Source organism: Pseudomonas sp. Pseusp97, assembly GCF_047304025.1.
Taxonomy (GTDB): Bacteria; Pseudomonadota; Gammaproteobacteria; order Pseudomonadales; family Pseudomonadaceae; genus Pseudomonas.
In genome coordinates this window covers 1-12997 of sequence record NZ_JBGLYK010000168.1, presented here as the reverse complement: position 1 = coordinate 12997, position 12997 = coordinate 1, and the positions used below count along the sequence as shown (strand labels likewise).

12 protein-coding genes and 2 rRNA genes are annotated in these 12997 nt (G+C 65.5%); 7 read left to right on the top strand and 7 right to left on the bottom strand.

The annotated features are described in order from the left end of the window. Positions 1-174: 174 nt before the first annotated feature. From ACCC94_RS22065 to ACCC94_RS22045, 5 genes are all read right to left on the bottom strand, one after another. Complete coding sequence (locus ACCC94_RS22065) at positions 175-600, bottom strand: hotdog fold thioesterase (protein WP_413351682.1); 426 nt, start codon at positions 598-600, stop codon at positions 175-177. Between the two features lie 15 nt (positions 601-615). Then, positions 616-2283 carry an AMP-binding protein gene (locus ACCC94_RS22060; protein ID WP_413351681.1) on the bottom strand — a complete coding sequence of 556 codons (1668 nt, stop codon included), beginning with the start codon at positions 2281-2283 and terminating at the stop codon, positions 616-618. Between the two features lie 388 nt (positions 2284-2671). After that, a complete protein-coding gene (gene sixA / locus ACCC94_RS22055; RefSeq protein ID WP_413351680.1) occupies positions 2672-3136 on the bottom strand; it encodes a phosphohistidine phosphatase SixA in 465 nt (154 codons plus the stop codon). After that, positions 3133-3489 (bottom strand): DUF4389 domain-containing protein, encoded by a 357-nt coding sequence (locus ACCC94_RS22050; RefSeq protein WP_413351679.1) that lies wholly within the window; start codon positions 3487-3489, stop codon positions 3133-3135. Before ACCC94_RS22050 ends, sixA begins: the two co-directional genes overlap by 4 nt. 12 nt (positions 3490-3501) lie before the next feature. Then, a complete protein-coding gene (locus ACCC94_RS22045; RefSeq protein ID WP_413351678.1) occupies positions 3502-4524 on the bottom strand; it encodes an NAD(P)H-dependent glycerol-3-phosphate dehydrogenase in 1023 nt (340 codons plus the stop codon). Between the two features lie 182 nt (positions 4525-4706). On the opposite strand from ACCC94_RS22045, the gene ACCC94_RS22040 reads away from it, so the two are divergent. The 7 genes from ACCC94_RS22040 (at position 4707) to ACCC94_RS22010 (ending at position 12200) form a co-directional block, all read left to right on the top strand. Further along, positions 4707-6815, top strand: coding sequence for a TonB-dependent receptor plug domain-containing protein (locus tag ACCC94_RS22040; RefSeq protein ID WP_413351677.1), 2109 nt, complete (start codon positions 4707-4709; stop codon positions 6813-6815). Between the two features lie 22 nt (positions 6816-6837). Next, complete coding sequence (locus ACCC94_RS22035; RefSeq protein WP_413351685.1) at positions 6838-7737, top strand: ABC transporter substrate-binding protein; 900 nt, start codon at positions 6838-6840, stop codon at positions 7735-7737. Continuing rightward, positions 7734-9650, top strand: a complete 1917-nt coding sequence (locus tag ACCC94_RS22030; protein WP_413351675.1) for an ATP-binding protein — start codon at positions 7734-7736, stop codon at positions 9648-9650. The genes ACCC94_RS22035 and ACCC94_RS22030 overlap by 4 nt, the downstream gene beginning before the upstream one ends. A gap of 228 nt (positions 9651-9878) precedes the next feature. Continuing rightward, on the top strand, positions 9879-10394 hold the full coding sequence (gene fabA / locus ACCC94_RS22025; protein WP_017517389.1) for a 3-hydroxyacyl-[acyl-carrier-protein] dehydratase FabA: 516 nt from the start codon (positions 9879-9881) through the stop codon (positions 10392-10394). A 10-nt stretch (positions 10395-10404) separates the two neighbouring features. Beyond that, the gene (fabB, locus tag ACCC94_RS22020; protein ID WP_045208787.1) at positions 10405-11622 is read left to right on the top strand and encodes a beta-ketoacyl-ACP synthase I; all 1218 of its coding nucleotides are present in this window, start codon (positions 10405-10407) and stop codon (positions 11620-11622) included. A 119-nt stretch (positions 11623-11741) separates the two neighbouring features. Then, positions 11742-12002 (top strand): hypothetical protein, encoded by a 261-nt coding sequence (locus ACCC94_RS22015; protein WP_413351673.1) that lies wholly within the window; start codon positions 11742-11744, stop codon positions 12000-12002. A 12-nt stretch (positions 12003-12014) separates the two neighbouring features. Continuing rightward, positions 12015-12200 carry a hypothetical protein gene (locus tag ACCC94_RS22010; RefSeq protein WP_413351684.1) on the top strand — a complete coding sequence of 62 codons (186 nt, stop codon included), beginning with the start codon at positions 12015-12017 and terminating at the stop codon, positions 12198-12200. A gap of 268 nt (positions 12201-12468) precedes the next feature. Here ACCC94_RS22010 and rrf (ACCC94_RS22005) read toward each other — a convergent pair. After that, positions 12469-12584: ribosomal RNA gene (rrf, locus tag ACCC94_RS22005) — 5S ribosomal RNA — on the bottom strand. A gap of 105 nt (positions 12585-12689) precedes the next feature. Then, positions 12690-12805 (bottom strand): 5S ribosomal RNA (gene rrf, locus ACCC94_RS22000). Positions 12806-12997: the final 192 nt, after the last annotated feature.

Genomic DNA, 12997 nt, shown 5'->3' with positions numbered 1-12997 from the left:
TGGCGTTTTCGGGCGTCCTCGCCGCCCCCCCCCCCCCCCCCCGGGGCCGCGGGGGGGGGGGCCAACCCCCCCCGCTCCTACGAAAGCAAGAGCCCTCACCCTGGCCCTGGCTGCTGGAGCAGGAATCGATGGGTATCGCTTTGCTCCACACCATCCTACGGCGCAAGCGCAGGCTCAACGCTCCAGCGGCACCACCGCCATGGTCAGCCGCGAGATGCAGCTCGGCTTGCCGTCATCCCCATGCAGGCGGATTTCCCAGACATGGGTCGAGCGGCCGATGTGCACCGCCTTGGCCACCGCCGTCACCCGCCCGCTGCGCAGGCCGCGCAGGTGGTTGGCGTTCACCTCCAGCCCCACGCAGTAGTACTTGCTGCTGTCCAGGCAGAGGTAACTGGCGGTCGAGCCGACGGTTTCCGCCAGCACCACCGATGCGCCGCCGTGCAGCAGGCCGTAGGGCTGATGGGTACGCGAATCCACCACCATGCTGGCGGTCAGCGAGTCGTCGTCGAACGCCTCGAAGCGGATGTCGAGCACCTCGCCGATGGTGTTCTTCAGGTTGGCGTTGAGTTTTTCCAGGTCGGGCGTGGTGCGCCAGGTCATTGCGCATTCCTTCTGTCATTCATGCCATTGCACCGCCTCGCGGCGCTCCGCCCATTCATTGAAGCGCTTGCCGTAGGTCCCTTCCACCACGTTGCGCTTGATTTTCAGGGTCGGCGTGAGGAAGCCGTTGTCCACCGTCCAGACGTCCTTGACCAGCACCAGCCCCGCCAGGCGCTCGTGCTTGTCCAGCGCTTCGTTCACCTCGCTCAGCAGCTCCTGCAGGCTCTGCTCCAGCTGGCTGCGCGAGCCGTTGGCGGCTTCCTGGCGGCCAACTTCGGAGAGCACGCAGAGGCCCAGCGGGGCGATCAGGCCGTCGCCGACCACGCAGATCTGCTCGATCCGCGAATGTACGGCCAGGCGGTTCTCGATGGGCGCCGGCGCCACGTACTTGCCCTTGGCGGTCTTGAAGATTTCCTTGATGCGACCGGTCAGGCGCAGATTGCCCTGGGCGTCCTGCTCGCCCTTGTCACCGGTGCGCAGGAAGCCATCCTCGGTGAGGGTTTCGGCAGTGCGCTCCGGGTCCTTGAAGTAGCCGACCATGGTCGCGCCGCTGCGCACCTGCACCTCGCCCTCGTCGCTGATGCGCACCTCCACGCCAGGGCTGTTGCGGCCGATCCAGCCTACGCGCTGCTCGCCGGGCCGGCAGACGTGGGAGTAGCCGCAGTTCTCGGTCATGCCGTAGACCTCGAGCACGCTCAGGCCCAGGCGCCGGTACCAGTCCAGCAGCGCTTCGGGCACCGGCGCGGCGCCGCACAGGGCATAGCGCACGGCATCGAGGCCAAGCCCGGCGAGCACCTTGCGGCCAACGAGACGACCGACAATGGGCAGGCGCAGCAGGCGATCGAGCTTCTGTGCCGGCATCTGCGCGTAGACGCCCATCTGGAACTTGGTCCAGATGCGCGGCACGCCGAAGAACACCGTGGGCCGCGCGCGGCGCATGTCGGCGACGAAGGTGTCCAGGCTCTCGGCGAAGAAGATCGTCTGCCCGGCGTAGATCGACGCCATCTGCACGAACATGCGCTCTGCCACGTGGCACAGCGGCAGATAGGACAGCAGGCGGTCTTCCTCGCCGACGCCGAACAGGTCGATGGCGTGGCTGGCGGCAAAGGCGAAGTTGCCGAAGGTGTGCATCACGCCCTTGGGCGTTCCGGTGGTGCCGGAGGTGTAGATGAGGGTCGCCAGGGTGGTGGCGTCCGGGCGTGGATCGTCGCTGATCGGCGCGTGCTGCTGCAGATCGCTCCATTGCTGGTCGAAACGACCCTGCGGGTGCAGCGGCAGCGCGACGGTGGGCACGCCTTCGGGAATGCCGCCCTCCATCGCCGGCCAGTCGTCCAGCTTGCCGATGAAGGCCACCCGCGCTTCGGAGTGGGTCATCACCTGGCGCACGGAATCGGCGCTGAGGTTGGGATACAGCGGTACCGAGACGTGGCCGGCCATCCAGATGGCGATATCGGCGACTATCCAGTGCGCGCAGTTCTTCGAAATGATCGCCACCCGGCTGCCTTCGGGCAGGTCCAGGCTGCGCAGCCAGGCCGCGGCGCGACGGGCCTGCTCGCCCACTTCGCCCCAGGTCAGGGTCTGTACTTCGCCGCCGCTGAGCGGTTGCACCAGGTAGCGTTTGTTCGGGTGGCTCTTCTCGCGCTGATAGAACAGGTCGAGTGGTAATCGGACTGCTTTAACCACGTGCCCCTCCTTTGTTCTTGTTGTCAGAGGTGTAGCTCAGGGATATAGCGATGGATCAACCAAGCACTTGCTTGGTCGAATATTCCACGCGGTGCCGTGGCAAACAAGGCTGGTCGTGTGAAGTTTTGTAGGATTTAGCCGAAGGATGGGCGCCAGCCGCTCTGCGACGGGCCCTACGCAGAAACATTCGGGCACGATTTGCCCTGTCCGGAGGATGCGCCCTCTCCCTAGCCCTCTCCCGCAAGCGGGAGAGGGGACCGTTCGGAGCAGGATGAAACCTCGGCATCAGCCGCCACGGGCGGCTCCCTCTCCCTTCGGAGCGGGGCGCGCAGCCAGGGCTGGGGAGAGGAAAGCCCCGGAACCGAACGGCCGGGAGCTTTCAGCGCGATCAGGAATGCCGCGGATGGTGCAGCGACACCAGCTCCATCAGCCCGGCCACCGGCACCTCGCCTTCCAGCTCCGCCAGGGTGGCGGTGCTGAACGGCACGGCGTCGCTGCGGCTGCCATGCACCAGCAGCCCGGCCAGCGCCCCCACCAGCGGTTGGTGGGTGACCAGCAGCAGGTTCCGCTCGTTGCGGCCGTCGAGGAAGCGCAGCACGTCTCTCGGATCGTCGTCCGGAGTCAACCAGGGCGCGGTGCCGACCGAAGCTTCGAAGCCCAGCGCCTCGCGGACCAGTTCGGCGGTTTCCTGGGCGCGCACGTACGGGCTGGCGAGGATGCCGTCCAGCGGCTGGCCGGCCAGCTGGGCGGCGCTTTTCAGTACTTCCTTGACGCCATGGGCCGTCAGCCGGCGCTCGGAGTCGCGGCGGGCCTGGGGCTCGGCTTCGCCATGGCGGAGCAGCCAGAGCTTCAAAGCTTGGGCTCTTCGTCGCGCGCAGGGTGCGGCGCCGGCGGTACGTCGTGCGGGGTCTCGCCTTCCGGGGCACGGGCGGTCGGCCAGTCGGCGAACGGGAAGGGCTTTTCTTCGGTCTGGAAAGTGCCGAAGCGGCCGATCTGCGCGAAGTACTGGCTCAGGCTGTCGCCGAAGCCCATCAGGCTGCCGCTGGGCGCGCCGTAGATGATCCGGTAGATCAACTGGATGATCACCACGGCGCCGAGGATGATCTCGGCGACGAACCAAACCAGCGCGAAGACCAGCATCCAGACGACGCGCAGGACCAGGGATTCCTTTTCCTGGCGATCAGCGGACTGACGTTCAGCAGACATGGCGATACCTCCTCAGAAACCGGTGGTGGGGATGAAGTCGACGTCGGTCTTCGGCTCGCCGCTCATCAGCGCGCCAATGACCTGCTCGAGGGTGCGGCCGCCGAACAGGATGGCGTTGAGGCCGGCCACCAGCGGCATGTAGACCTGCAGCTCGTCGGCCTTGGCCTTGAGCACCTTGAGGGTGTTCACGCCCTCGGCGGTCTCGCCCATGCGAGCTACGGCGTCTTCCAGGGTCAGGCCTTCGCCCAGGGCGAAGCCCACCTGATAATTGCGACTCTTGGGTGACGAACAGGTGACGATCAGGTCGCCCACGCCGGCCAGGCCGAGGAAGGTCATGGGGTTGGCGCCGAGCTGGACGGCGAAGCGGGTCATCTCCGCCAGGGCGCGGGTGATCAGCATGCCCTTGGTGTTCTCGCCCATGCCCAGCGCAGCGGCCATGCCGGCAATGATCGCGTAGACATTCTTCAATGCGCCGCCCAGTTCGACGCCGAAGCGGTCGCCACTGGCGTAGACGCGGAAGGTGCGGCCGTGCAGGGCCTGCTGCACCTGGGCGCAGAGGTCTTCGTCCTCGCTGGCGACCACGGTGGCGGTCAGCTCGTGCTCGGCGATCTCGCGCGCCAGGTTCGGGCCGGAGATCACCGCGATGCGGGACTTCGGCGCGATCTCTTCGAGCACCTGGCTCATCAGCTTGAAGCTCTGCGCCTCGATGCCCTTGGTCAGGCTGACCAGCATCCTGCCGGCCAGCTCCTCGCTGCGGCCGTCGAGCACCTTGCGCAGGGCGCTGGAAGGCACCGCGACGAAGATCATCTCGCACTCGGCCAGGGTTGCGGCGAGGTCCGTGGTCGGCTCCACGCCGTCATGGATGCGCACGCCCTTGAGGTAGTTGGGGTTCTCGCGGCGGGTGCGGATCGCCTCGGCCTGCTCCTCGTCGCGCATCCATTGGCGAACGCGTTGTCCGTTTTCTGCCAGCAGATTGGCGAAGGCGGTGCCGAAACTGCCACCCCCGAGGACGGCGATCGGTTGCTGCTGTGTCATGTCTGTTCCATTGGTGGCCACCCAGGGGCGGCGATTGGGGCATTATAAGGCCGCATCGGCGAGCGACCAGTGCGGATCGCGGGACTGGCAATCAGCGCCGCCTCGTTTAACATCCGTCTGACAGGAAACGTCTGATTCAGGACGTCGACCCAACCGAGAAGAACCGAGAACAAGGCCGTTCCGTGCATCGTCCCGTCCGCGTCCCTTTGCCGCTTACCCTGCTTGCCGCGCTGCTGGCGGGCAAGGCCATGGCGGGCGATCTGTTCGTGGACAGCCTCGACGTTCCTGAAGTTCTGACCGCGACGCGGCTCAAACAGTCCCCCGCCGAAGTCCCCGGCAGCATGACGGTGCTCGACCGCGACCTGATCAAGGCCTCCGGCGCCCGCGACATCCCCGAGCTGATGCGCCTGGTGCCGGGCATGATGGTCGGCTACCTCTCGGGCAACCAGGCGACGGTGAACTACCACGGCACCAACGTCACCGAGGCGCGACGCCTGCAGGTGCTGGTGGATGGCCGCTCGGTGTACCGCCCGGGGCTGGCCACGGTGGACTGGAGCGACATCCCGGTGGCCATCGAGGACATCGACCGCATCGAGGTGTTCCGCGGGCCCAACGCCGTGAGCTACGGTGCCAACGCGCTGATGGGCGTGATCAACATCCTCACCCGCCACCCCGCTGACAGCCAGGGCACGCGACTGAAATACACCGCCGGGCAGAACGGCGTGCGCGACTGGTACGCCAGCCAGGGTCTCCACGACCGCTCCGGCGACTATCGGCTGTCGCTCTCCGGCCAGGAAGACGATGGCTTCGACCACGACCAGTTCGGCCGCGACTACCGCGACGGTCGCCGGCTGAGCCGCTTCAACCTGGTGGCCAGCCACAGCCTGGACCTGCGCAACAGCCTGGACTGGCAGCTCGCCGCGAAGGAAGGCAGCAACCAGCGGCCCTACGCCTACGAGCCGATCTTCGGCAACATCGCCGCCGGAGACGACAACTCCGACCTGACCGCCCGCGATTACGCCGGCTCCCTGCGCTGGACATTCGACGCCAACCCCGAGCACAGCCTCTACGTGCAGGGATACGCCGAACACTGGGAACGCCTGCAGGACTTCGGCGCGTGCGAGGCGCAGATCGCCTTCAGCCCGCAGCTCGCGCAGCTGTGGTCCTTGAACCCGAAGTACGTGCAGAATTTCGCCGACTCGCTGCCGCGCATTCCCCGTGGAACGCCGCAGGAGCGGGCGCTGGCGCAGCAGGTGGTCCAGCAGTTGGCGGCCGGCGCCTACCTGCCGGTCTGCGGGCAGGTGAACCAGAACATCCGCGAAACCCGCTATGACCTGGAAGTCCAGGACACCCTGAGCCTTGCCGACGGCGTACGGCTGGTCAGCGGCATGAGCTACCGCCACGACCAGGCCACCTCGGAAACCTACTTCGACGGCACGGTGACCAATGACATCTGGCGCCTGTTCAGCCAGGTGGAGTGGCACCTGACGCCGTACTGGCTGCTGCAGGGCGGCGCGATGGTGGAGGACGACCAGCTCTCCGGCAGCTCGGTCAGCCCGCGCATCGCCCTCAACTACCTGATCACTCCGCGCCACAGCCTGCGCGCGGTGTACTCCGAGGCGGTGCGCTCGCCGGACATGTACGAGAACGACGTGAACTGGAGCTACCGGGTGCGCAACCTCTCGGCCCCGGTCTACGGCCAGTCCAGCGCGTATTACTTCGCCCGCGCCCACGGCCCGGACGATCTCGACCAGGAGCGCATGCGCTCGCGGGAAATCGGCTACAACGGCCAGTTCGACGAACTCGGGCTCGCGCTGGACATCAAAGCCTACTACGACGAAATCCACGGGCTGATCAGCGATCCCTTGAAGGTCTCCGACTTCGAACCGACCAACGACAACGAAATCCGCTTCAGCGGCGCCGAGACCCAACTCGACTGGCGCCTGACGCGCCAGGACCGCGTGCGCCTGACCTACGCCTATGTCGACTACGAGGCGAGCAGCCGCTACGACCAGCGCCTGACCGCGCGCAACAGCGGTTCGGCCGGCTGGATGCGCGACTGGGGGCGCGGCTGGTCCAGTTCGGTCTTCTACTACGGCGACGACGCGCTGAACGAGCACCGCTTCGAGCGCGTCGACCTGCGCGTGGCCAAGCGCATCCCCCTGGGCCGCGCGGCGCTGGAGCTCGCCGGGGTCCTGCAGCAGCGTCTGGACGACGAACCGCTGACCTGGCCGGAAAACCGCTACGACAATCGCCACCTGCTCTATTTCAGCGCCGAGGTGGACTTCTAGCATGTCTGCCCCCCGCTCAAGGATGAGCCTCACAACCCTCCTCACCGCCCTGCTCCTCTGGCTGGCCTGGCTGTTCGCGCTGCCAGCCCAGGCCCGCGACATCCTGCTGGTCAGCACGGAACAGAGCCCGGCGCTTCAGGACTTCGCCGACGCCCTGGCGCAACGCCGCCCGCATGACCAGGTACGGCTGGAAACCCCGGAGAACCTGCCGCCCGCCGCCAGGCTGGATGGCGAAACACGCCTGTTGCTGCTCGGCAGCGGCGCGCTGAATTGGCGCCTCGCCAGCCACGACGCACCACCGGCGCTGACCCTGCTGGTCAGCCGTGTCGAAGCCCGGCAGGTGCTGGGCGAGCGCGACCCGCCGCACCTCAGCCTGCTGTGGAGCGACCCGCCGCCGGCACGCCAACTGGCCCTGGCCCTGCAGCTCAGCCCACGCCCGCAGCGCATCGGCGTGCTGGTCGGGCCGAGCAGCGAGTTCCTGCTGAAAGAACTTCAACACGCCGCTGACCAGCTCGGCGTCGAACTGACGAGCGAACTGCAAACCCGCACCGAAGACAGCCGCCCGCTGCGAGAACTGCTCGGTCGCAGTGACCTGCTGCTCGGGCTGGACGACAAACAGCTTTATAACGCGCAGACCATCAAGGGCATCCTGCTCAGCGCCTACGCCGAGAACCGGGCGCTGATCGGCCCTACCGCCGCCTTCGTCAAGGCTGGCAGCCTGGCCAGCACCTACAGCGACCAGAATGACTGGCTGGAGACCCTCGACACCCTGCTCGACGAGCCGGCGGAGCACTGGCCCCGCAGCCTCTACCCCGAACGCTTCAAGGTGCAGAGCAACCGCCAGGTGGCGCGTTCGCTCGGCATCGACCTGCAAGGCGACGCGGAACTCGCGCAGCGCCTGGCCGAAGGAGAGAAACCATGAGTTCCCGCAAGAGCTGGAACATCCAGACGCGCATGCTGGCCATCAGCCTTGGCCCGGCGTTGCTGTTGACGGTGCTGCTGACCGCGTACTTCACCTATTCGCGTCTGCAGGACCTGCGCCTGGAGTCCAACCACACCGGCCAGCTGATCGCCAACCAGCTCGCCCCCGCGGCGGAATACGGGGTGATCTCCGGCAACCTGCCGGTGCTGCAGAGCCTGCTGCGAGCGACCCTGAGCACGGCCCATGTGCGCTTCATCGAAGTGCGCGACCGCGGCGACAACATCCTCGTCTATGTCGAGCACGCCGCCGACCCTGCGCAGGCCAGCACCAAAGTGGAGATCTTCCACGCCTCCATCCAGCGCGAGAACATCGCCCTCAACGACAGCAACCTGGCCGGTTCCAACGACATGCTGCCTGCCGCCGCGCCGCCCAGCGGCGATTACCTCGGCCGCGTGGTGGTCGGCATGGCCAGCGACGCCTTCAGCGAACGGCAGCAGGAAATCCTCCTCAAGGCCAGCCTGCTCGCGCTGTTCGCGTTGATCCTCACCTACCTGCTGGCGCGCCGCCTCGCCCGCCGCCTGGCCGCGCCGATCCGCACCATGGGCCGCGCCGTGCAGGCGATCCAGACCGGCGACTACCACACCACCCTGCCAGTACCGGACGACGGCGAAGTCGGCGACCTCGCCCGGCACATCAACAACCTCGCCCGAGGCCTGCAGCAGGCCAGCCTGGAGCAGGAGCGCAGCATCGCCCAGCTGGTGGCGGCGCGGGAGGAAGCCGAAGAGGCCAACCGCGCCAAGTCCGACTTCCTGGCGATGATGAGCCACGAGCTGCGCACTCCGATGAACGGCGTGCTGGGCATGCTGCAGCTGCTGGAAACCACCGAGCTGAACCAGGAGCAGGCCGAGTACAGCGCACTGGCCACCGAATCCACCGAACACCTGCTCAAGGTGATCAACGACATCCTCGACTTCTCCCGCGTCGAACGCGGCGCACTGGAGCTGGAGCGCATCCCGTTCAACTTGCTGGAGCTGATACAGAGCTCGATCCAGGTCTTCCAGCACAGCGCCCAGCAGCGCGGCCTGGAACTGGAAATGAAAGTGCAGGACGGCCTGGACAACCTCGAGGTGCAGGGCGATCCGACGCGCATCCGGCAGATCCTGGTCAACCTGCTGGGCAACGCCCTGAAGTTCACCGAGGAAGGCGGCGTACGCTTGGAGGCCACGTGGCAGGCGCTGGACGACGAAGTACTGTGGCTCAGCTGCTCGGTGCAGGACAGCGGCATCGGCATCTCCCGCGAGCGCCTGGAGCACATGTTCGAAGCCTTCCAGCAGGCCGACTCGTCCACCTCGCGGCGCTACGGCGGCACCGGGCTGGGGCTGTCCATCGCCCGCACCCTGGCCGAACGGATGGGCGGCACCCTGGGCGCGGTCAGCGAGGAGGGTTGCGGCTCGACCTTCACTTTGGAAATCCCCCTGCCCTTCCGGGAGCGCCAGAGCGCCGCAGAGAACGGCTTGAGCGGTGTCGACGCACTTGCCACTGGTCAGTCCGTACTGCTGGTGGAGGACAACCCGGTGAATCAAACGGTCATAGAAGCTATGTTGCGCAGCCTGGGTTATCGCGTCACGCTGGTGGGTGACGGCGCACAGGCGGTGCGCACCTCGGAGCGCGGCGACTTCGCAGCGATCCTCATGGACTGCCGGCTGCCGGTGCTCAACGGCTACGAAGCCACCCGGCAGATCCGCGCGAAACCGGGCGGCGAGCAGGTACCGATCATCGCCCTGACCGCCAATGCGCTGCAGGGTGACCGCGAGGCGTGCCTGGAGGCCGGGATGAACGACTACCTGGCCAAGCCGTTCAAACGCGCGGAGCTGCAGCGGATTCTGCAGCGCTGGGTTGCTCCAAGTCGTTGATTGGCGGAGCACTTGCCCGCAAACTGCGGACCGGTCCGGGCCTGCGTCCTGACGGAAACCTTGCGTCGGCGAAAAGTGAACAAGCGTTCGCCGATTGCTGTGACTTTCACTTAAAGGCAATAGTCTATGACTAGGCTGCCGCATGACACCGTGACAAGAACAACGGAACGCGGCGCCGCAGGCACAAGCCAAACAACGCCTGCTATCCAGGATTTTTGAGGAGCTCGCATGACCAAACAAAACGCCTTCACCCGAGAAGACCTGCTGCGCTGCAGCCGCGGCGAGCTCTTCGGCCCGGGTAATGCGCAACTGCCCGCCCCGAACATGCTGATGATCGACCGCATCACCCACATCAGTGATGTCGGCGGCAAGTACGGCAAGGGCGAACTGGTCGCCGAGCTGGATATCAACCCGGACCTGTGGTTCTTCGCCTGCCACTTCGAAGGCGACCCCGTCATGCCGGGCTGCCTGGGCCTCGACGCCATGTGGCAGCTGGTGGGCTTCCACCTCGGCTGGCAGGGCAACCCCGGCCGCGGCCGCGCCCTGGGTTCGGGCGAAGTGAAGTTCTTCGGCCAGGTCCTGCCGACCGCCAAGAAAGTCACCTACAACATTCACATCAAGCGTACGATCAATCGTTCGCTGATCCTGGCCATCGCCGACGGCACCGTCAGCGTCGATGGCCGCGAAATCTACAGCGCCGAAGGCCTCCGCGTCGGCCTGTTCACTTCCACTGACAGCTTCTAAGGGTATCCGCATGCGTCGCGTCGTGATCACCGGTCTGGGCATCGTTTCCTGCCTGGGCAATGACAAAGACACCGTCTCCGCCAACCTGCGTGCTGGCCGTGCTGGCATCCGCCACAATCCCAGCTACGCCGAGATGGGCCTGCGCAGCCACGTTTCCGGTTCGGTCAACCTGAACCTGGAAGAGCTGATCGACCGCAAGGTCTTCCGCTTCATGGGCGACGCCGCCGCTTATGCCTACCTGGCAATGGAACAGGCGATCAAGGACTCCGGCCTCACCCCCGAGCAGATCTCCAACCCGCGCACCGGCCTGATCGCCGGCTCCGGCGGCGCTTCCACGCTGAACCAGATGGAAGCCATCGACACCCTGCGCGAGAAGGGCGTCAAGCGCATCGGCCCATACCGCGTCACCCGCACCATGGGCAGCACCGTTTCCGCGTGCCTGGCCACTCCCTTCCAGATCAAGGGCGTGAACTACTCCATCTCTTCGGCCTGCGCCACCAGCGCGCATTGCATCGGCCAGGCCATGGAACAGATCCAGTTGGGCAAGCAGGACGTCGTCTTCGCTGGCGGCGGCGAGGAAGAACACTGGAGCCAGAGCTGCCTGTTCGACGCCATGGGCGCCCTCTCCACCCAGTACAACGACACCCCGGAAAAGGCCTCCCGCGCCTACGACGCCAAGCGTGACGGTTTCGTCATCGCCGGCGGCGGCGGCATGGTCGTGGTCGAAGAGCTGGAACACGCCCTCAAGCGTGGCGCCAAGATCTACGCCGAAATCGTTGGCTACGGCGCGACCTCCGATGGCTACGACATGGTCGCCCCGAGCGGCGAAGGCGCCATCCGCTGCATGCAGCAGGCCCTGTCGACCGTGGACACCCCGATCGACTACCTGAACACCCACGGCACCTCCACCCCGGTCGGCGACGTCGCTGAAATCCGTGGCGTGCGCGCAGTGTTCGGCGACAAGGCCCCGGCCATCAGCTCCACCAAGAGCCTGTCCGGCCACTCCCTGGGCGCCGCCGGCGTTCACGAGGCGATCTACTGCCTGCTGATGATGGAAGGCAACTTCATCGCCGGTTCCGCGAACATCGACGAACTGGACCCGGAAGTCGCTGACCTGCCGATCCTGCGCGAGACCCGCGAAAACGCGAAGATCGACACCGTCATGAGCAACAGCTTCGGCTTCGGCGGCACCAACGCCACCCTGGTCCTGAAACGCCACAACGGCTGATCGGTGATCCAAACAAAAAAGGCGCCCCAGGGTGCCTTTTTTATTGTCTGCGATTCCGCCCTACCCTCGCGCTGCCGATCCCGTCAGGATGGGCAGACTGGATAGCAGAGAGCATGCAGATGGACTTGGTCATCAGACAGGCCAACAGCGACGACGCCGAGGCCATCAGCCAGGTGATCGTAGCGGCCGTCAGGGAGAGCAACGGCAAGGACTACCCGGCGAGCGTCATCGAATCGGTGGCCGCGAGCTTCATGCCTGAGCGAGTAATCGAGCTTCTGGAGCAACGCCTGGTTTTCGTCGCCCTGCTGGACGACAAGATCGTTGGCACAGCGGCCCTGGATGGCAATGTCGTGCGCAGCCTCTTCGTAGCGCCTCAGTAGCAGCGCAAGGGCATCGGCCTGGCCTTGACGGGGAGAATCGAGCGTGCCGCCCTGGATCGCGGCGTAGAGGCCCTGCTGGTCCCCTCTTCCCTCACTGCCGAAAGCTTCTACGCCCGCCTCGGCTATCGCCTGCTGCGCGAACAACTCCACGGCGAAGAACGCACCCTCATCATGACCAAGCCCCTCCCTCACCTGTAGGAGCGAGCTTGCTCGCGAACCACCTCACACTGGCTTCGCCGGCTGGTTACCCGCCCCGTAGGAGCGGACCTTGTCCGCGAAGACCAAGCTCAACTGAAACCTCACCGGCCTCAGTCGTAGGGCGCATAACGCCTCAAGCGTTATCCGCCATCGCGGCGGATAACCCGTTGCGGGTTATTCGCCCTACGTAACGCGCCGTATTGTTTTTCCGCCCCAAAAAACAAAACCCCCGACCAGCTTTCGCTGATCAGGGGCTCTGGAATTAGAAGCTTGACGATGACCTACTCTCACATGGAGAAACTCCACACTACCATCGGCGATGCATCGTTTCACTACTGAGTTCGGGATGGGATCAGGTGGTTCCAATGCTCTATGGTCGTCAAGCAATTCGGTTGGATGCTCGCCTTGGCGCTCATCCGAATTCGGGTTGCTTACACTAATAAGCAAAACCCCCGGCCAGCGATGCTGACCAGGGGTCTTGGGATAGGAGCTTGACGATGACCTACTCTCACATGGAGAAACTCCACACTACCATCGGCGATGCGTCGTTTCACTACTGAGTTCGGGATGGGATCAGGTGGTTCCAACGCTCTATGGTCGTCAAGCAATTCTTTATGGACGCTCGTGGCAAGTGCACACGCTCATCCAGATTCGGGTATGTGACAGGTATTTGCGGTTCACACGAACTTTCGGTTCGTTACGTCTTCACCGTACAACACACAAATTGTTTGGGTGTTATATGGTCAAGCCTCACGGGCAATTAGTATCGGTTAGCTCAACGCCTCACAGCGCTTACA